Origin of the sequence: Cyanobacterium sp. HL-69 (assembly GCA_002813895.1) — a bacterium.
In the GTDB taxonomy this organism is placed as follows: Bacteria; Cyanobacteriota; Cyanobacteriia; order Cyanobacteriales; family Cyanobacteriaceae; genus Cyanobacterium.
In genome coordinates this window covers 2666303-2687884 of sequence record CP024912.1, presented here as the reverse complement: position 1 = coordinate 2687884, position 21582 = coordinate 2666303, and the positions used below count along the sequence as shown (strand labels likewise).

Sequence of the window (21582 nt, the reverse complement as noted above, 5' to 3'; positions counted from 1 at the left end):
TTTTTTGAACTATTCTTTTCATAATAGAATAGATAGTAATTCATCATAAAACACCATTTTTTGTGTTAGGAATTTTTCATCACCATTGGTAATCCATATTTTATAGTGAGAAAGGCTATCATCATGGTTAGCATTAAGAAACCCATGGTTAAAGGATAAATATTTAGTGACCATAAAATGATTAAGGTTATTCCTAATATAGCCCCAATTAATTCCCCTATTCTTTTTTCTATTCCCCAAGGGATGATAGTTATTTGCTCTCTAAATATGTTTATTTTTATTTTTGCTAAACTATTAAACCATAGTTGACTTATTAAAGTTATGATTGCTCCAATATTTATATAGAAGTACATATAGTAAAATCCTATCAATTCAAGGGCGATCGTGGAACACAAAATGGTAAAATAGAAGGAAATATTATGATATTTTATATTTGTTTTTACCACAAAATAATCCCTTAAATCAATGATTGCCATCTTACATTGTTCCAAGCAAAAAAGTAAAAGTCCTCCGCAAAGGAAACGATAAGATAAATCTGAATTAACAAACACTTTGGTCAATAAATCTAAAGCAGGGACAAAAAAAAGACAAGCAATAGTAATTTTAATTAATAATATTTTCACCAACAAAAAGATAAAATACTGTTTAAACAGCATCTAATTTATCACAGCATAGATACAAAATGAATTTAGATACCATTATCCATAATCCTCCATCTGGGCAAGAAATCAAGTATGTTTTTGTGTTACTCCATGGCTGGGGGGCAAACTATCATGATTTATCTTCCCTTCCGCCACTCTTAGACTTACCCCACTGTCAATATATCTTCCCCAATGCCCCCTATGCTCATCCCCATGTGCCAGAAGGTAAAGCATGGTATGCCCTAGAAAATAATAATCAGGGCATCAGAGAAAGTGTCGATACTTTTTATCGTTGGTTACTAACCCTCGAAGATAAGACTAATATTCCCCTCAGTAAAACCATTGTGGGCGGTTTTTCTCAAGGTGGTGCCATGAGTTTAGATGTGGGCTTACAGTTACCTGTAGCGGGGGTATGCAGTCTCAGTGGCTATCTGCATTTTGAGCCTAGCACCGAGAGAAATCCTTTTCCTCCTACTCTGATTTGCCATGGTACAAATGATCTTATTGTACCAATTCAAGCGGCGAGAGATGCCAAAACAAAGTTAGAAAATGTGGGTATAAATATACAATATAAGGAGTATCAAATGGCTCATGAAATTATACCCTTAGAGATTAATGTGATACGTGATTTTGTTTTAAAACAAGTTAATTATAAGTAACAACATCTACAGGGAATTGCTTTAGGGGATAAGGTGTTAGGTAATGTAAATTAATTCAAATAAGTTATGGATAACGAATTGTTTATTACTTACTCTTTTTACTGATAAATAGGTTGGCGAAATTAATTATAGCTCTTATTTTATTAAGACTCTTATGAACAAGGGGTTTAAACCCCTTACCTAAATCGATTTAATTATGCCCACTTACTTAAGTGGTAGTTTTATAGAAAAAAGGTTAAAAAAGCCTTGTCTAAAAAAATTAATATTAAGTTTATGTATTTAACAAACAAAGATGAGATTAAAAGTATAATTCTTGATTTGAGAGATATAGATATATTATGGGTTGATACAGAAACCGCTGACTATAAAACCAAAACTCCTCGAATTTCCCTTATTCAAGTGTTGGCTTATCCTGATAATATTGATGGTAGTCGTACTTATTTATTTGATGTTTTAAATCAGGAAGAATTGGTAGGTTATTTTGTTGACCATATTATGATGAATGAAAGCATCACAAAGGTTTTTCATAATGCTAAATATGATCTAAGATTTTTGGGAGGAAAACAAACTAAAAATGTTTTTTGTACTTATGAGCTCGCTAAAACAATTCCTTATCATATTTTACCTGTTAAAAGTAAGTCTTTAAAAACACTAACTGAGTATTTTACCGATTTCAAAGACATTGACAAAAATGAGCAGAGCGGAGATTGGGGAGTTCGTCCTTTAAAGAAAAATCAGTTATATTATGCTCAAATGGATTGTGTCTATTTAGCTCAAGTTTATCAACATTTATTAAAGTTAGATAAAATTATGAAAGAAAATCAAGATAATATTAGTTTGGAAGATCTTTGTAAAAGATATAGGGAAATCGAAGAACAATGGTTATTTTTAGATTCTGAAATCAAATTTTTAAAGGATAATATTAAAGAAAAAATGCTTGATAATAATCTTGAGGAAAATAATTATTTTAAGTTGTCTGAAAGAAAAACGAATACAATCAAAACTACTATACAAAATTTAATACGGCTAATTAATGAGAAAGGTAATAGTATAGATTTTAGTATTAATTTAACTAAGAATATTCAAAAAAGTTTAGGTAATAGTTTAGATGATTTGGAGACAAAAGTAGAAACAACAATTTCTTATAGTTTGAAAGATATTAAATAAGTTTTATTATTTTTGTGGTAACGTATTATAAAAAAATAACGAATGTTAAATATTTTGTATTAATTATTATGATAGATATTCTTTCTTCGTTTTTATTTAAATCTAGTTGTGCATTGTGTGAGCGAAAAAGTAATAGTATCATTTGTGAATATTGCCATAATCAGTTAATTACTTGTAGAGTAGCTAATCCAGTAATTCAGAAGAATAAAAAATATCTTTTGTTTATTTGGGCTAGATATGAAAACTATATAAAAAGAGCTATTTTTACTTTTAAATATGAAAATCAAACAAAATTGGGAGAAGTTTTTGGGCAGTTACTGGCGAAGGAATGGATTACTCAAAATTTGTTAAAAAAAGGTCAAAAAATCACGATCGCACCTATACCTCTGCATCAAAAAAAGTTAAAAGAAAGAGGCTTTAATCAGGCAGAATTAGTGGCTAAATCTTTCTGTGAAATAACAAGTTATAATTATCTTCCCCATTTATTAGCAAGGATAAAAAATACTGATGCTATGTTTGGCTTAAATCCTCTGGAAAGACAAAATAATATTACTCAAGCCTTTACCATTGGGAAAGATTATTCTCGGTTTAATCGTCAACACTCTGTTATAGTTTTAGACGATATTTATACTACAGGAGCAACGGTACAGGAAGCAGTTAAAGTTTTAAAGGCTCTAAAAATTGATGTTTTAGGGGTAATTGCGATCGCATCTAGTTTTAAAAATAATGAATAACTAATCATGAATAATGATCTGATTATAAAAGAAAACATTAAACTAATATGTGATGATTTAGACTTTAAAAATGACCAAGAAGTAAGCAAGTTATATAATAATTTATGGATGCCTCTTACTATCCACTTGGCAAATCAATTTAAAGAAAAATCTCAACCATTATTAGTGGGAATTTTAGGAGGACAAAGTACAGGAAAAACGACTCTAACTAAAATTTTAAAGTATTTATTAACCCAGTTAAATATTAACAGTGAAACTATTTCTTTGGATGACTTTTATAAAACCTATGAAGAAAGAAAAGAGTTAGCAAAATCTGACCCCCGTTTAATTTGGCGTGGCCCTCCCCTCACCCATGATGTATCCTTAGCTTTAAGAGTCCTACAATCTCTATTGCAATGTCGCCCCGTGGTTATTCCTCGTTTTGATAAATCCTTACATGGGGGTAAGGGCGATCAGATACCACTTCGTGATTTAAAATCTGATAAAACAACCAATAAAGTGGATATAATTTTGTTTGAAGGATGGTTTGTAGGAGTAAAGCCCATTCCAGAAGACAAATTTAATAACCCTCCCCATCCTATCATCACCGAAGCCGACAAACAATTTGCCAAAGACTGTAACCAAAGACTAAAAGAATATTTACCTCTTTGGGAATTAATAGACTATCAAATAATCCTAAACCCCATTGATTATCACTACAGTTTGCCTTGGCGCCAAGAAGCCGAACAAAAAATGAAAGCCCAAGGAAAAACAGGAATGAGTAATCAAGAAATCAAAGAATTTGTCGAGTATTTTTGGAAAGCCCTGCACCCAGAATTATTCATCAATACCTTATCTGTAAGCAAATCACTGGTAATAAAAATTGATCAAAATCATTTTTGTGCAGATTATATGATAAATAATAACTAGGTTACACAAAATAGATTAAAACTCGCACCATGAACCATATTCCCTCGTGATTCGGTATAATTTGATCAATTCTTACTGTAAATTAGGTTAAATAGTCACGGGTTTGGCATCATCGCACAATCCAAACTATCGCACTATAGCGATAAAAAGAAATATTTTCTTAACAAAAATTTAACTTATATCATCTCTAATATTTTAAGAGAGTTATTGTTAATTCTTTTATTACAAAAGATTTGATACCGTAACAATTACATAATTAGTTAATGACTAAAACAATAGTTCGCTATTTATGATAGTGTTTATAACCGTTATTCTCTTGTTTTTTGCCATTAATAAAATATATTAGTTCTTGCTTAAAAAACTTTTTTATACTTATTCAACTTAAAAAGTTCTATAGAATTCTCAATCAATTTGTGAACTATTTAAAAATCAATTACTTAGCAAAAGGTAAAAATTTATTACCTCTAAATTATTGGTGATAATTTTCTCACAAATAATCATAAGTAAGTAGGCATAATTAAATCGATTTAGGCAAGGGGTTTAAACCCCTTGTTCATAAGAGTTTAAAATTAATTTTGCCAACCTACTTAAGAATCCTATGAAAACAAAAAACACAACAAACTAAATAATCATTTTCGCCAAAAAAAATAACTACTATGCAAGTAATCAATCCAATCAAATTTGATAACCTCAAAGGGGATATTTTTGGAGGTTTAACCGCAGCAGTGGTGGCATTACCCATGGCATTAGCCTTCGGGATTGCTTCTGGTGCTGGGGCTTCAGCTGGAATTTGGGGAGCTATCCTTGTGGGGTTTTTTGCTTCCTTGTTTGGGGGTACACCAAGCCTAATTTCTGAACCTACTGGTCCAATGACAGTTATCGTCACAGCGGTGATGGCTGAATTGATCGCGCGCAATCCAGAAACAGGTTTAGCCATGGGCTTCACTGTCATTATGATGGCAGGAGTTTTCCAGATTCTTTTTGGAGTCTTGAAACTGGGAAAATATATCACCATGCTTCCCTACAACGTCATCTCAGGTTTCATGACAGGTATCGGGGTCATTCTCATTTTCTTACAAATTGCCCCATTCTTGGGTCAAGAAACCCCGGCAGGAGGGGTGATTGGAGTTATTAGGAATCTTCCTGAATTAATCACAAATATTAATCCTCAAGAGTTGGCACTGGGTTTAATTACCCTCGCCATTTTATTTTTCTATCCTCGCAAATGGAAAGCTATTGTACCTCCTCAGTTAACGGCTTTGTTGATTGGTACATTAATCACTGTTTTCCTTTTGAGAGACTATGATATTCGCACCATCAGTACCATCGGTGAAATTACCCCTGGTTTACCCAAGTTACAAATGCCTACTTGGAATATGGAAAATTTACGACTTATGTTTGTCAATGCCATTGTCTTGGCAACGGTGGGTTGTATTGACTGTTTATTAACCTGTTTGGTGTGTGATAGTTTAACCCGTGGTGAGCATAAATCGAATAAAGAATTAATTGGTCAAGGACTGGCGAATATCATCACTGGTGTTTGTGGGGGTATTGCTGGTTCTGGGGCTACAACCCCTAGTGTGGTAGCAATTCAGGCAGGTGCACGTTCGACTTTAGCGAGTGTGGTAAGGGCAGGGGTTTTATTCATTATTGCTATCTGGGCAGCGCCCTTAACCGCTGATATTCCTTTAGCTGTGTTGGCGGGCATTGTGTTGAAGGTAGGTATTAGCGTTATTGATTCTGGTTTTCTCAAACGGGTTCACAAAATTTCTTGGAAAGCGGCAGGAATTGTCTATGTGGTGGTGTTGTTAACGGTGTTTGTAGATTTGATGATTGCGGTGGCTGTGGGGGTATTTATTGCTAATATCTTGACCATTGAGAAGTTATCGGAGTTACAATCTACGGCGGTTAAAACTATTACGGATGATGATGATCAAATTCTGTTGAGTGATGAGGAGAAACAAATTCTTGATTTGGCGGATAATCGTTTGTTACTTTTCCATCTTAGTGGCCCAATGATTTTTGGGGTGGCAAAGGCGATCGCACGGGAACACAGTGCCATTGATAATTATGATGTATTTTTGGTGGATTTAAGTGAAGTGCCTGTGTTGGGGGTAACTTCTTCCCTTGCCATTGAAAATGCTATCCATGAAGCTATCGATTTAGGTCGTGAAGTTATTGTGGTGGGGGCTACAGGGAAGGTGAAACGTCGTCTCGAAAAACTTGGTATTGCAGGATTAATTCCTGGACACCATTGGATGGGCGATCGCCTGACGGCCTTACAAGAAGGGTTAAACATTGTCAGGGCAAAACAAAGTCTTGATCCTTCTACCGAACAAGTAGCCGTAGATAGTTAGATTTTTATTGGACACATTTTAGTTTTTCCCTTGTTAGAGAAATGATTTGAGGGTGGGCATTGCTCACCCTGTACTTTTTTAACTCACAGCTACGGACTTGTTTTTATTAATGGTTTTACGCCACCATCCCAAAAGGGTACTAGCCACAAAAATACTAGAATAAGAGCCTGCTAAGAAACCGACAATTAAAGCTAGGGCGAAATATTTGAGAGTTTCTCCACCAAAAAGGAAAATGGCAACTAAGGGTAAAACCGTAGTTAAACTGGTATTGATAGAACGAGTGAGGGTTTGATTAACAGCAATGACGATGGTTTCGTTCATGGTTTCTGCGTCGATGTGTTCATCTTTGCTGATTTCCCTGATGCGATCGTAGATTACCACAGTGTCATTAACAGAAAAACCGATAATGGTTAATATTGCCACCAAAAAGAGGGTGTCAACTTCCACACCTATGGTTAAACCTAGGACGGCAAAGAAACCAAGGGCGATTAAAGCATCATGGAGAAGGGCAAGAACGGCAAAAAAAGCATAGTCAGTTTTAAACCTAATACTTAGGTATACCACAATACCAAAAAAGGACACCAAAAGAGCCAAAATCCCAGAGGTAAACAACTCCTGTCCTATGCTAGGTCCTACGGTGTCGATTTGTTGACTTTCTGGGTCAAAAGCCCCTATTTCTTGGGTTAGAGCTTCTGCTAATCTGGTTCTTGCCTCTACATCGAGGGTTTGGGTACGAATGGATAAACTTCTTTGCTCATCTCCTACTATTTGGACACTACTATTGGCTAAATTTTGACCTTCTAATACTTCTCTGACTTGGTTGGTGGTTAAAGGGCGATCGCAATTACCTTCCACACTACAGTCCAACTCCAACTGTAATCTAGTACCCCCTACAAAGTCGATACTAGGACGTAAAGGAGTACCAATAGTCGTATAGGAAACCACCATCGCCACCACACTGAGGATACACAAAATAGCAGAGATACTCCACCATATCTTCTCCCATTTGACAACATTAAACTGAATCATTTGATAAATAATTAATAATTGATAGTTGATAATTGATAATGTTTTAACTATTACCTCTCCCTTTTAAGGGCGGCTTGGAAAGCTTTTTTCTTAAGGATTTTTAGTTTTCAAATCAGGACAGAATAGTTGAGGTTTTTGACGCACAGAAGGAAATCCCAACACAGCAATTAACAAGAAAGTACGACTACAAGTAAGCGCCGTAAACATACTTACCACCACCCCAATGGCGAGGGTAAGAGCAAAACCTCGCACTAAACCAGCACCGAGCCAAAAAAGAGCAGCACAGGCGATGAGGGTAGTTACATTACTATCCAAAATACTAGAAAAAGCCCTAGAAAAACCCGACTCTACAGCGCGATATAAAGTCTTACCAGCCCTCAACTCCTCTCGGGTACGTTCAAAAATCAGTACATTAGCATCTACCGCCATCCCAATGCTAAGGATAAAACCCGCAATTCCTGGTAAAGTAAGAGTTACTCCCGCAAGGGAAAAACAAGCGAGGGTTAATAAACCATAAATCATCAGCGCAAAATCCGCTAATATCCCCGGTAGACGATAATAAACCGCCATATACACCAAAACTAACCCCAACCCAGCCAAAGCAGCGATTACACTACGGCGAATACTATCTTGGCCCAAAGTCGCACCCACAATGCGATTCTCCACAATTTCCACAGGCACAGGTAAAGCTCCTCCCTCCAGTTGCAAAGCCAACTCCTTAGCCCCATCAAGGGTAAATCCAGGACTACCCCCAGAAATACTCGCTCTACCGCCCATAATACCCGTACTAGCATACTCCGCACTGACACTAGGGGCGCTGATTAACTCTCCATCAAGGAAAATTCCCAATGTTCTACCCGTACCAGCAATATCTTTGGTTAACTCTGCAAACAACTGTCCCCCTTCATTATCAAACTCTAAAACCACCTCCCACACGTTCGGTTGTTGGGTGGGCTGATAACTAGCACGGCGTAATTTTTCTCCATTTAATTCACTTCTAACATACAAATTTTCAGAAAGGGTGCGAAGTTCTTCTTGTTTTTCCTCAATCACACTCAACTGATTTTCCCTTTCCTCGGGATCTTCTATTTCCTGAAAAGTAACGAGAAGTTGTTGTAATTCCTGTTGACGAACGTTAATTTGAGCCTGTATTTGAGGATCATCAGTTTGGGTTCTAAAGTCAAGCTGGGCAGTACCTCCGAGGACTCTTTCTGCCTGTTCAGGGTTATCAACCCCCGGCAGTTGTACCAAAATACGGTCTTCTCCCACACTCTGTACCACGGCTTCAGAAACGCCTAATCCGTTAACCCGTCTATCAATTACTTGTCTAACGGCTTCGAGACGATCTTCTGTAATTTCTGGTACTTCATCAGTGGTCTGTAGTTGAATGGTTAGCTGAGAGCCTCCCCTTAAATCTAATCCCAACTGTAGGGGTAAATTTACAAGGGTGACGATCGCCGTTACCACCATGACTATAATTAATATGATAAAAGCTCTTTGTCTTTCCACAATAAAATTAAAATAAAAGTTTTTTTAAATGCTAATCCTTGAGAATGGGGAATGGGGAATAGGCAACGGGAATAAATCCCATAAATTAACTAATGCCTCGTCCCTGATTCCTAATTATTAAACCTAATCTTCATGAATAGAAAATAAGAGTTTTAAATTTGACCATTCATGATTTTTTGAACCGCTTCTACAATTTGATTAGGTTGAACAATGGTTAATCTTTCTAAAGTTCCATTATAGGGGGTAGGAATATCCTGGGAAGCCAAACGCACCACAGGCGCATCCAACTCATCAAACAGTTGATCATTTATCGATGCGGTCAACTCTGCCCCAATACCACCACTTTTCATACATTCCTCCACAATAATAACCTTGTGGGTTTTACGAATAGACTCCCCAATGGTTTCCATATCCAGGGGTTTGAGAGAAATTAAATCGATAATTTCTGGATCGTAACCTTCCTTTTCCAACTGTTTGAGAGCTTGGGTGCAATGGTGTCTCATTCTCGAATAGGTCAAAATAGTAACATCTTTTCCTTTACGGACAACTTCTGCTTTATCTAAAGGTAGAGTGTATTCGTGTTCGGGGAGATTTTCTTTATGGTTATATAATAAAACGTGTTCAAAAAATAGAACGGGGTTATCGTCTCTAATAGCTGATTTTAATAATCCTTTGGCATTATACGCAGTAGAACAAGCAACGATTTTTAAACCAGGTACTGCTTGGAAATAGGCTTCTAGTCTTTGGGAGTGTTCAGCCCCCAGTTGTCTACCCACACCCCCAGGCCCTCTGATGACCGTAGGAATTTTGAAATTTCCTCCAGAGGTGTAGCGCATCATCCCTGCATTGTTAGAAATTTGGTTAAAAGCAAGGAGCAAAAAGCCCATGTTCATACCCTCAATAACGGGGCGTAACCCTGTCATGGCAGCACCTACAGCCATCCCAGTAAAACTGTTTTCGGCGATGGGGGTGTCTAATACTCTAAATTCACCGTATTTTTCGTATAATCCTTTGGTAACTTTGTACGATCCACCATAAATTCCTACGTCTTCTCCGAGGACAAATACGCTTTCGTCTCTTGCCATTTCTTCGTCAATAGCTTCACGCAAAGCGTTAAACATCAAAGTTTCTGCCATTTATTTTCCTTTATTAATTCTAGCTATAGCAGATCTAATCTTATCATTTTTTGCCCTTTTCTCAAGGACTAGGTGTTAGGGATTATTGGGATTCATTGGATGTCAATTAATTTATTACCACATCTGTAATTTTCGTTTTATTCAGGGCATCTTATAATGGTTTTATCTTTTAACTTAATCGCCCCATGACAGACTTACAATGGCTGTTGATATGTGCTGGGTTAGTCTTTCTGATGCAACCCGGATTTATGTGCCTAGAATCGGGTTTAACTCGCTCAAAAAATAATATCAATGTAGCCGTCAAAAACCTCGCTGATTTTGGTATATCCGTTGCCCTCTTTTGGTGTTTTGGCTATGCCATCATGTTTGGGGCATCCTCCTTGGGATTGATAGGCACAGAGGGCTTTTTTCTCAATGTTGATACGGACATGGAATTAGGGGCTTTTTTCCTTTTTCAAGCCATGTTTTGTAGTACCGCCACCACCATCGTTTCCGGTGCCGTGGCAGAGAGACTCAGGTTTGACTCTTATATTATCATTGCCATCCTCGTTTCAGGGTTAATTTATCCTCTTTTTGGTCATTGGGTTTGGAATGGACTTGAATTAGACACAATGATGGGATGGTTAGGAAAATTAGGTTATATCGACTTTGCTGGTTGTAGTGTAGTCCATGGTGTTGGTGCATGGGTAGGATTGGCAACTTTATTGATTATAGGGCCTCGTACAGGACGTTTTAACTCTGATGGAAAGAAAAATAAAATCCATGGGGCCAATTTACCTCTTTCGGTGTTGGGAGTAATGTTGTTATGGATTGCTTGGTTTGGTTTTAATGGGGGCAGTGTCTTAGTCTTTAATAACCAAGTCGCTCTAATTTTAGTTAATACCCTCATGGGGGGAGTAGCTGGAATGATTAGTAGTTGCATTTTTACATGGTATCGAGAAAAAATTCCCCAAGTGGAATCCTTGATGAATGGTGCGATCGCAGGTTTGGTGTCCATCACCGCCTCTTGTCATATCATATCCACCTCTGAGGCGGTAATCATTGGTGGAGTGGGAGGTATTTTGATGGTCATAGTCAAAAATTTCATAGAATATCATTATATAGACGATGCAGTGGATGCGGTGGCTGTCCATGGCGCTGCTGGGGTTTGGGGTATTTTAGCCGTGGCACTTTTTGCTAAACCAGAATTATTAAATACGGGGTTATCTCTTTTTAATCAATTTTTAGTACAACTACTAGGGGCGCTGGTATGTTTTATCTGGGCTTTTGGAATCAGTTGGTTAATTCTTTCGGGGGTTAATCGTTTTTTTCCCCTTCGAGTATCGGTGGAGGAGGAAATTACAGGGTTAAATGTTTCTGAGCATCAGGCAAAAACAGAGGTTTATGATCTTATGAATATCATAGATCAACAAACCCAAACCCAAGACCTGAGTTTAAGAGTACCTATCGAACCTTTTACAGAGGTAGGACACATTGCTTTTCGTTACAATCAATTAATCGATAGTTTAGAAAAATCTACGGAAACATTACAAGCGAATAATTTGGAGTTAGCCCAAGCCAAGGAAAGGGCTGAGGTGGCAAATAAAACTAAAAGTATTTTTCTTGCTAATATGAGCCATGAATTACGTACTCCCATGAATGCTATTTTGGGATTTTCTCAAATTATGATGCGCTCTAAAAGTCTCGATTCTGAGCAATTAGAAAATATTAGTATTATTAATCGTAGTGGTAATTATCTTTTAAATTTAATTAATAATGTTTTGGATTTATCGAAGATTGAGGCTGGAAAAATGATGCTCAATCTTAAAAATATTGACTTATATCATTTACTTGATGAAGTTGACGATTTATTACATTTAAAGGCAGAGGAAAAAAATCTACAATTAACTTTTAATATTGATGATAATGTACCTCGATATATTCGTACGGATGAAACTAAATTACGTCAAGTTTTGATTAATATTATTAATAATGCCATTAAGTTTACAGAGGAAGGAGGAGTAAAAATCACTGTAAAAGTAGTTAATACTAATCATGTTAATCAGTCTATGTTTTATGATGATGTAGATTATCAAGATTATCCTAATGTTAGAATAGATTTTGCCATTGAAGATTCGGGAATAGGCATTGCGGAGAAGGATATTAGCAAGGTTTTTGATGCCTTTATTCAAACAGAGGTGGGCAGAAATAGTCAGGAAGGTACAGGGTTAGGACTTTCTATCAGTCGCAAATTTGTTCAGCTGATGGGAGGAGATATTAATCTTAGAAGTATCCTCGGAAAAGGTACTATTTTTAATTTTGATACTGTCGCTAAAATTATTAATATTAATGAGGTAGAAGTATCAGAAACTTATCATACAAAAAGGGTCATTGGTTTAAAAAACAAACAACCTTCATATCGTATTTTAGTAGTTGACGATCGCCCTGTAAACCGACTTTTGCTAGTAAAATTATTACAACCTTTAGGATTTGAATTAAAAGAGGCTATTAATGGTCAAGAGGCGATCGCAATTTGGCAGCAGTGGAAACCTCATCTGATTTGGATGGATATGCGAATGCCTGTCATGGACGGCTATGAAGCCACCAAGTATATTAAAAGTGTAGGGGGAAATCCCACCGCTATTATCGCCCTTACTGCCAGTGTACTAGAAGAAGAAAAGGCGATCGTTATGTCCGCTGGATGTGACGATTTTGTCAGAAAACCATTCAGAGAGTCTGTTATCTTTGATGTCATGGCAAAACATCTCGGTATTAAATATATTTATGAACAAGAAACCATCGCCCCATCATCAAAATTTCATGAACCTCTAACCATTGAAGAATTAGAAAAAATGCCTTCTAGTTGGTTAGACAAACTATATAAAGCCGTAATTGACTTAGATGATGATTTAGTTTTAGAATTAATTTCAGAAATTCCTCAAAATTTTGAAAATTTAGCTAAAAAATTAATCTACCTAGTCAATAACTTTCAACTATCACAAATCAGAAAATTAATTGAAAAAATCAATTAAAATATACTATTATCGATACCCTTAAAAAAATGACTTTCGATGAACTATCAACAGAAAATGATTTAATTGGAAGTATTTTGATCGTTGATGATCAACCTGCTAACTTAAGGGTATTAGCTACTATGTTAAAGGGTAAAAAGTATAAGGTAAAAAAAGCCCAAGATGGAGAAACCGCCCTTATGGCGGCTCTATCAAATCCGCCTGATTTAATTTTGCTTGATATTTTGATGCCCATTATGCATGGTTATGAAGTGTGTCAAAAACTAAAATCGAATCCTCTTACTCAGCACATTCCTGTAATATTTATTAGTGCTTTAAACGATGTTTTTGATAAAATAAAAGCCTTTGAAATAGGAGCAGTTGACTATATAACAAAACCATTTCAAGAGGAAGAAGTTTTAGCCAGAATAAATAGTCAATTAACCATTCAAGCTCAAAAAAGACTATTAGAAAAAGACAAAAAATTATTACAAATTAAGCAGCAGAAATTAGAAGAAGAAATTAAACAAAGAAAAGAAGCTGAATTAATTTTGTCTCAATCACGGGCTTTTATTTTTAGTATTCTTAATTCTTCCCTTGATGGTATTGCAGCCCTTGAAGCAGTAAGAAATGATAAAACAGGGGAAATTGAGGATTTTCGTTGTGTTTTAGTTAATCCTATTACAGCTAACTTTTTTAATTTAAAAACAGAAAATTTAATCGATAAATTACTTTTTAAAGAATTTATTAATAAAAAAAAATATGATTTACTAAAATATCTTGTGAAAGTGGTAGAAAATGATAGTATCATCAAAAAAGATATTAAGCTCGTTCATAATAGAAAGAAAAATTGGTTTCACATTACCGCTGTTAAATTAGGAGATGGTTTTTCCATTACTATTCGAGATATTACCGCTCGAAAAAATTTGGAATTAAAATTAAATAGACTAGCAACTATCGATAGTTTAACAAATGTCTATAACCGACAGAGCTTTGATTTTCGTCTCAAAAATGAATGGTTTAGGTGCGATCGCGCCCAAAAACCTTTATCATTAATATTGTGTGACGTAGATTACTTTAAACTATATAACGACTTCTATGGACATCAAGCAGGGGATAAATGTCTTAAAACCGTCGCCAGTATCATGGATACCATTGCAAAAAGGTCATCGGATTTTTTAGCAAGATATGGAGGAGAAGAATTTGCCATCATTTTGCCCAACACACCATCCCAAGGCGCCCTCATCATTGCCAACACCATTAAAACAGAAGTAGAAAACGCTCATCTTGTCCACCACAAATCAAAAATTAGTCAGTATATCACCCTCAGTTTAGGAGTTGCCACCGTCACCCCTTCCTGCAACTATTCTCCCGAAGATTTGCTTAACAGTGCAGACAAAGCATTATACAAAGCAAAAAAAAATGGTCGTAACAGAGTCGTCGCCGATACATTAAACCCTCTTTAAAAAACCATCAACCTAGCAAAGGTAGAAAAAACAACAATAAAATTGTAACTCCACTTAAAGTAATGAAATTTAATAACTCTATTATTTGACTGACGTTACGCACTCATTTATAAGTTATAGTCACTTTACTTAAGTATGAACCAATCAAGGGTAAAATAATGGATGAAGTAATTATTTTTATATTTAAGTATAATGCCCCATGATATAGAATTAAGACAAAAAGTAATTGACTATGTAGAAAATAGAGGTAACGTAACAAAAGCATCGAGAATATTTGGAATATCAAGAGCATCAATATATAGATGGTTGAATAGAAAAGATTTAAGACCAACAGTGGTCAAAACTCGTCAAAGAAAATTAGATAAATCAGCACTATATGAAGATGTAGTGAAAAATCCAGATGATAAATTAATAGATAGAGCGAAAAAATTTGGAGTAACAATGTCAGCAATATCTCATGCATTCAAAAAAATGAACATAACAAGAAAAAAAAACAGTTACGTTATAGAGAAAGAAATAGAAAACAAAGAATAGAATACTTACAAAAATTAAGAGAATTAGTCAAAAAATACGGAAGTAAGAGTATGGTATTTATTGATGAGTCAGGATTTGAGGAAATAAGTACTTGCATTTATGGGTGGTCAAAAAAAGGAAAAAAAATTTATGATGAGAAACAAGGAAAACGAGGAAAAAGAGAAAATTTAGTAGCAGGAAGAAGAAAGAAAGAAAAAGATTTTATTGCTCCAATGATCTTTACAGGAAGTTTAAATGCAGAAAGTGTTGAATCATGGCTAAAAATGTATTTATTACCATCACTAAAACAATTTTCAATACTAATAATGGATAATGCACCAATCCACCGAAAAAATATGATAAAAGAATTAGTAGAAGAAGCAGGTCATCTAGTAATGTTTTTACCAACTTATTCACCAGATTTAAATGATATTGAACACGATTTTAGTGCTTTAAAAAGAGCAAAAATGTATAGCAATAGTACAATAACTTTATATGAAATAATTTGTAATTATTGTACTAGCTAAATGTCTCAGTCTTATTTTGATTGACTATAAGTTTTATCTGTAAATTTTAATAAGGGGCTTAAGCCCCTTGCCCAACTCCTAGCCCTCCTAGCCCCTTACCCACCACGTGTACAAACACAATATGAACATCTAACGTTTTTAACATCTCAAACTAATTATATAGCGTTTCCCTGAGTTATGAGGTACAGTAACAGCAATGAGTAAACCAATGGTGAATATCTTTTTCTGTTACTTTTTCCATTGCTAAATCAATAGCCTGAACTAAATCAAAATTTGTTCGAGGAGATATTTTTTTTAATATTGCTTTGACCTTAGACCAAAAATTTTCAATGGGGGAAAAATCTGGAGAGTATGGTGATAAATAAACTAACTTTGCCCCTACCTTTTCTATTTCTTGTCTAATGATTTTTCCCAAATGAATTTTAGCATTATCCATGACAACACAAGCTCCTTTCCATAGTTTCGGAATTAGTTGGGTGATGATGAAAGCCTCAAATGTTAATCCATCTACTGAACCATATATATTCATCGAAGCTATGACTCCCTTTAATGATAAAGCACCTAATATGGAAACATTTTTCCCTCTTTTTTGTGGTTTTTCTCCTTTAGCTCTTTCCCCTTTCAAACTTCGAGCATATAATCTTACTAGGGCTAAATTTACTCCCGATTCATCGATAAATATTAGGTCTTCTTCTTTGATGTGTCTAATTTAATTCCAATATTCACAACGTTTTAATTGAACTCTCTGGCTGTGTTTTTCTGTAGCGTGCAAGGTTTTTTTTGACGGTTAAGTTTAATTTTCCACAGAGTCTATTCATTGTAGACGTACTAACGGTTATTCCTGTTTTTAACTCTAATAAGGCACATAATTCTCTTAATGTACAATCATTATTTTGCTCAATAATTTCTTCAAGAATGATTAAATCTTCTGAGGACACTTTCGGCTTTTTACCTCCTCCCCTTGGACGAGGAGATATGTCCCCTGTTTCTTGATACTGTTTGACAATTTTCTGGATGAAACTTTTAGCTACACAAAAACGAGCTGCTAATCCTCGAATCGATATTTTTTCTTGCTCACGTACCTCTATAATCTTTTCTCTAAAATCCTTGGAATAAGATTTCATTTTCTGATTAACTTTAATTTTAAAAATACTTAACTTTACTGTACCTCATAACTTCAGTAAATGCTATATTTTTGCGTAACATCAGTTATTTGATTTAGTAATAAGTTTTTTCGATGAAAAAGAAAATAGAACTAAATATTGCTGTCATAATCAACAAAATTACCACCCATCCATACAAAAAACCAAGTAACCCCAAACCTCTCAACAAATAAACAATCATCGATAAAGGGACAGTGGTAATCGTTAGAATTCTTAATACCTTGGTAACAGTCTGAGTATTTATACGCATTTTTCCCATCTAAAAATCAAATCGTAGCAAATGTTAACATTCCGTTTGAGAAAACCTATCATAATTCCAAAATATTAACCCAGTAAACACTCAAAAAGCCTATTAATCAAAAGGTTACAAGGTCAATCTTAATTAATTATAAACAAAACCAAACCGTTATGATGATACTAAATTTTAAAAAAGCCAAAAACCTTTATCCATATACCTTTTCAACATAATAAGTTATTTTACATATTTTTGATTATATTTTTTGCTTTTGGTAGTAATTATAGTATTTTATAAATAAAAAACTTAATTAAATCATTTACTTAAGATTAAAGAGATTTTTAACAACATTAAACGTCTTTATTAAGCTCAAAAAAACTTTTAATCTCTTTTAAAGGCAATTACGATACAAACTATCCTGTTAAAAATAAAAAATTAGTCAATAATGCAAACAGAGCAAAATTCTGGAGTTTGACAAAATGACATTGACATTAGCAGTTTACGGAAAAGGCGGTATCGGTAAATCCACCACCAGCTGTAATATTTCCACAGCCCTAGCCAAAAGAGGAAAAAAAGTACTACAAATAGGTTGCGACCCGAAACACGATAGCACCTTTACCCTGACAGGGTTTTTAATTCCCACTATTATTGACACCCTCCAAGAAAAAGATTTTCATTATGAAGACATTTGGCCCGAAGATGTAATTTATAAAGGTTATGCAGGGGTGGATTGTGTCGAAGCAGGAGGCCCTCCTGCAGGCGCAGGTTGTGGTGGTTATGTAGTGGGTGAAACTGTCAAACTGCTTAAAGAATTGAACGCTTTTGATGAGTATGATGTAATTTTGTTTGATGTATTGGGAGACGTTGTTTGCGGTGGTTTTGCAGCGCCCCTTAACTATGCTGATTATTGTCTCATTGTCACCGATAATGGTTTTGATGCCTTATTTGCCGCCAATCGTATCGCCGCCTCCGTCAGAGAAAAAGCGCGTACCCACACTTTACGCCTAGCGGGTTTGATCGGTAATCGTACCTCAAAAAGAGATTTAATTGATAAATACATCTCCCATGTAGCCATGCCTGTATTGGAAGTATTACCCCTCATTGAAGATATACGGGTATCAAGGGTTAAGGGTAAAACCTTGTTTGAAATGACCGAAAAAGATCCTAGTTTAAGTTATGTATGCGATTATTATCTCAATATTGCCGATCAAATTTTGGCAATGCCAGAGGGGGTTGTGCCTAGTGAAGCCCAAGACAGAGATTTATTTACTTTACTTTCTGATTATTATCTCAATCCCCCCGAAGATGCACCTAAGCAAGAAGTTGATGAGCTTGATTTGATGATGGTTTAAGTTAATTGATAATTGAGAATGAATAATAAAACTTTCTTAGATTATGGGTTTTACTCCCTAAATCCCTACCCCTCTGCCTTTGGTATCTCCCCTTAAAAGGGGAGAGGGGGAACTTGAAAAATACCAACCTTAATAATAAACCCTATATTTAGGGTCATCTACTATTGCCTATTCCCCATTGCCTACCTACACAAAAATCTATACATAGGAGTAAATAAAAATGACATTAGCACAAGCACCTGTTACCCCAGAATTAAACTTTGAATGTGAAACAGGAAATTATCACACCTTTTGCCCCATCAGTTGTGTGGCATGGTTATATCAAAAAATTGAGGATAGTTTTTTCCTCGTCATCGGAACAAAAACCTGCGGTTATTTCTTGCAAAATGCCATGGGAGTGATGATTTTTGCTGAACCTCGTTACGCCATGGCGGAGTTGGAAGAGGGTGATATTTCAGCACAACTTAATGATTACAATGAGTTGAGAAGACTTTGTGAACAAATTAAGCGCGATCGCAATCCATCCGTTATAGTGTGGATTGGTACTTGTACCACAGAAATCATCAAAATGGACTTAGAAGGTATCGCCCCCAAACTAGAAGCCGAAATCGGCATCCCCATCGTGGTTGCCCGTGCCAATGGCTTAGACTATGCCTTTACCCAAGGAGAAGATACCGTCCTCGCATCCATGGCGAATCGTTGCCCCAAAGAAGCAGAAGTTAACACAGAAGAAAAAGAAGAACGCAACGGCATCCAAAAACTATTAAACTTTGGTAAGAAAAAAGAAGACACCGCCACCGAAAACGAATATAAACAACATCATCCTTTAGTATTATTTGGCTCATTACCAGATCCCGTTGTCACCAATTTAACCTTAGAATTGAAAAAACAAGGGGTGAAAATTGATGGATGGCTACCTGCCAAACGCTATACCGAATTACCAGTCATCGAAGAAGGCTACTATGTAGCAGGTGTTAATCCCTTCCTCAGTCGCACCGCCACAACCCTGATGCGTCGGCGTAAATGTAAACTCATCGGCGCCCCCTTCCCCATTGGGCCCGATGGCACTAGGGCATGGATAGAAAAAATTTGTTCTGTGCTTGGGGTTGAGACTCAGGGCTTGGATGAGAGAGAAGCCCAAATCTGGGAAAATTTACAAGATTATGTCGATTTAGTGAAAGGTAAATCAGTATTTTTCATGGGTGATAATCTCTTAGAAGTATCCCTCGCCCGTTTCCTCACCCGATGCGGTATGAAAGTTCATGAAATTGGTATCCCCTACATGGATAAACGTTACCAAAAAGCAGAACTAGATTTCCTCGCTCAAACCTGTCATGAGATGGGGGTTGATGTACCTACCATTGTGGAAAAGCCTGATAACTACAATCAGTTACAACGAATTAACAAGTTACAGCCTGATTTAGTAATTACGGGTATGGCGCACGCTAATCCTTTGGAAGCGAGAGGAATTAGTACAAAATGGTCAGTAGAATTTACCTTTGCTCAAATCCATGGTTTTACTAACGCCCGTGATATTTTAGAGTTGGTAACTCGTCCTCTACGTCGTAATAATAATCTGAAGGACTTAGGCTGGGATAAATTGGTTAAAAGTTAATCTGTAGGGTGGGCATTGCCCACCATTCGATTTTATCTTCTAAATCTCAATTCCTGTAACTTCGCCATTTAGCATTTTTAGTAGGTTAGTATTTGTTTTTTTGTTATCTTGAAATCAGATTATAGTAATGATTCTTCTGTCTTCGAAAGATTTTTAGGGAAACATATCTGAAACCAAGCCCCTTTAGTTGTGGGGTGATTTTGAGCGGAAATAGAACCGCCGTGGGCATTAATAATCTGTTTCACAATGCTCAAACCGAGTCCACTGCCCTCTCTCGATGTTCTTGCCCTAGATTTATCGCCACGGTAAAGTCTTTCAAAAATATGAGGTAAATCTTTAGGGTTAAAACCATTACCATTATCTATGACATCAATAGTTATTATTGGCTGATCTAGGTTTGATTCTGTGACATTAACAGTAATCCTGCCATTGGTACCCGTATGTTTAATGCTATTGTCAAATAAGTTTACAAAAACCTGAGTTAAGCAGTTTAAATCAGCGCCAATAATTAAATTTTCTAGTCCTTTATATTCTAAAGAAATTTGTTCTTTTTCTGCTAAAATTGCTAAAGATTGCCAAGCAGAAATAATTAATTGCTGTAAATCTAATTTTTGCCATTGTAAATTATCATAAGGATTTCCATCTAATTGAGCAATTTTCAACCAATTTTCTACAAGGTTAATGAGGCGGTTAATTTCTTGATAAATTTGCTCTGCCCAAATTTTATTATTGTTTTCATTATGCTTAATTAGTGTTTCGGCTAACAAAGACATAGATGTAAGGGGAGTTCTTAATTCATGACTCAAATCAGTGTAAGCCTGTTCTCTTTTTTGGGATAATTCCTTAATTATTTGTCTATTTTCAATAATTATAATTACTTGATCATCTTCTACAGGGAGGGCGATCGCCTTTAAAAAAATAGGTTCATAACTTTCAATATTATTATTAATATTTGCATCATCTAAAATATAATTAGAAGTAGGGAAAAAACTCCATTTAATACTTAATTTATGAGCTGTTTTTCTCGCCTGTTGAATTAATTGATCTAGTTCATAAGATCGAACTAACTCTAAAAAAAGTCTTGACTTTTCTGGATTCCATCGTTGAATAAAAAGTAATTTTTTAGCTTGTTTATTACATTCAATTAAATGATTGTCTGCATCTATTCTAAGATAGCCAAATGGAGCTTTATCAAGAATTTGTTTAAATAAATCTCGTTCATTGAGTAATAAAGTATAATCTTCATTTAATAAATTAACAGTTCTTCTCACTTGACTAACTTTTGATAAAGATGGAATTTGTTCAAAGTTAGATAAGGAGTGGAGAACATTATTTAACTGCTTATCAACTTGACGTTGTTTCCAGAAAAAAAAACTTAATCCGATAACTAAACCAAACAGAAACTGGATCATGTAAATGATTAAGAATAAAGAAATAAATATATAGTAATCCTAAATCATTTATTGACAAAAATATGATGAGAGAAGTATCGAAGGTGGGAAATCCTTACGGTACTTGTATTAACTGAATTAAATCAAAAATTACCACAAAACTAACCTCTTCATCTAAGATATTTATGA

Annotated in this window: 14 protein-coding genes and 2 pseudogenes; 10 read left to right on the top strand and 6 right to left on the bottom strand. The window is 35.4% G+C overall.

The genetic code is table 11. From position 1 onward, the window contains the following. Window positions 1-65 precede the first annotated feature (65 nt). A complete protein-coding gene (locus AA637_RS12440) occupies window positions 66-656 on the bottom strand; it encodes a hypothetical protein (RefSeq protein ID WP_446683024.1) in 591 nt (196 codons plus the stop codon). Between the two features lie 26 nt (window positions 657-682). On the opposite strand from AA637_RS12440, the gene AA637_RS12435 reads away from it, so the two are divergent. From AA637_RS12435 to bicA, 5 genes are all read left to right on the top strand, one after another. Beyond that, window positions 683-1300, top strand: coding sequence for an alpha/beta hydrolase (locus AA637_RS12435; protein WP_446683023.1), 618 nt, complete (start codon window positions 683-685; stop codon window positions 1298-1300). A gap of 246 nt (window positions 1301-1546) precedes the next feature. Next, window positions 1547-2467: a 3'-5' exonuclease gene (locus AA637_RS12430; RefSeq protein ID WP_446683022.1), complete on the top strand. Its 921-nt coding sequence runs from the start codon at window positions 1547-1549 to the stop codon at window positions 2465-2467. Window positions 2468-2535: 68 nt separating this feature from the next. Next, entirely contained in the window at window positions 2536-3201 is a 666-nt protein-coding gene (locus AA637_RS12425) for a ComF family protein (protein ID WP_446683021.1), read from the top strand. Between the two features lie 6 nt (window positions 3202-3207). Then, complete coding sequence (locus AA637_RS12420; RefSeq protein WP_446683020.1) at window positions 3208-4110, top strand: glycerate kinase; 903 nt, start codon at window positions 3208-3210, stop codon at window positions 4108-4110. Between the two features lie 656 nt (window positions 4111-4766). After that, on the top strand, window positions 4767-6467 hold the full coding sequence (gene bicA, locus AA637_RS12415) for a bicarbonate transporter BicA (protein WP_446683019.1): 1701 nt from the start codon (window positions 4767-4769) through the stop codon (window positions 6465-6467). Window positions 6468-6545: 78 nt separating this feature from the next. Here bicA and secF read toward each other — a convergent pair whose 3' ends face one another. The 3 genes from secF to AA637_RS12400 all read right to left on the bottom strand — a co-directional run bounded on the left by secF (window position 6546) and on the right by AA637_RS12400 (window position 10141). Next, a complete protein-coding gene (gene secF, locus AA637_RS12410; RefSeq protein WP_446684589.1) occupies window positions 6546-7493 on the bottom strand; it encodes a protein translocase subunit SecF in 948 nt (315 codons plus the stop codon). A 93-nt stretch (window positions 7494-7586) separates the two neighbouring features. After that, a complete protein-coding gene (gene secD / locus AA637_RS12405) occupies window positions 7587-9005 on the bottom strand; it encodes a protein translocase subunit SecD (protein WP_069791337.1) in 1419 nt (472 codons plus the stop codon). A gap of 152 nt (window positions 9006-9157) precedes the next feature. Then, window positions 9158-10141, bottom strand: coding sequence for a pyruvate dehydrogenase complex E1 component subunit beta (locus AA637_RS12400; protein ID WP_446683018.1), 984 nt, complete (start codon window positions 10139-10141; stop codon window positions 9158-9160). Window positions 10142-10326: 185 nt separating this feature from the next. On the opposite strand from AA637_RS12400, the gene amt reads away from it, so the two are divergent. The 3 genes and pseudogenes from amt (at window position 10327) to AA637_RS12385 (ending at window position 15637) form a co-directional block, all read left to right on the top strand. Beyond that, the gene (amt, locus tag AA637_RS12395) at window positions 10327-13152 is read left to right on the top strand and encodes an ammonium transporter (RefSeq protein WP_446683017.1); all 2826 of its coding nucleotides are present in this window, start codon (window positions 10327-10329) and stop codon (window positions 13150-13152) included. A gap of 29 nt (window positions 13153-13181) precedes the next feature. Further along, window positions 13182-14597 (top strand): diguanylate cyclase, encoded by a 1416-nt coding sequence (locus AA637_RS12390; RefSeq protein WP_446683016.1) that lies wholly within the window; start codon window positions 13182-13184, stop codon window positions 14595-14597. Window positions 14598-14789: 192 nt separating this feature from the next. Next, window positions 14790-15637, top strand: a pseudogene (locus AA637_RS12385) (IS630 family transposase). 175 nt (window positions 15638-15812) lie between these two features. On the opposite strand, the pseudogene AA637_RS12380 reads toward AA637_RS12385, so the two are convergent. Beyond that, a pseudogene (locus AA637_RS12380) lies at window positions 15813-16761 on the bottom strand (IS630 family transposase). Window positions 16762-17514: 753 nt separating this feature from the next. Between AA637_RS12380 and bchL the strand changes: the two are divergent. Next, window positions 17515-18387, top strand: coding sequence for a ferredoxin:protochlorophyllide reductase (ATP-dependent) iron-sulfur ATP-binding protein (gene bchL / locus AA637_RS12375; RefSeq protein WP_446683015.1), 873 nt, complete (start codon window positions 17515-17517; stop codon window positions 18385-18387). 220 nt (window positions 18388-18607) lie between these two features. Continuing rightward, window positions 18608-20002 (top strand): ferredoxin:protochlorophyllide reductase (ATP-dependent) subunit N, encoded by a 1395-nt coding sequence (locus tag AA637_RS12370; RefSeq protein WP_446683014.1) that lies wholly within the window; start codon window positions 18608-18610, stop codon window positions 20000-20002. A 119-nt stretch (window positions 20003-20121) separates the two neighbouring features. On the opposite strand, the gene AA637_RS12365 is transcribed toward AA637_RS12370, so the two are convergent. Continuing rightward, window positions 20122-21414, bottom strand: a complete 1293-nt coding sequence (locus tag AA637_RS12365; RefSeq protein ID WP_446683013.1) for an ATP-binding protein — start codon at window positions 21412-21414, stop codon at window positions 20122-20124. Between the last annotated feature and the right edge of the window lie 168 nt (window positions 21415-21582).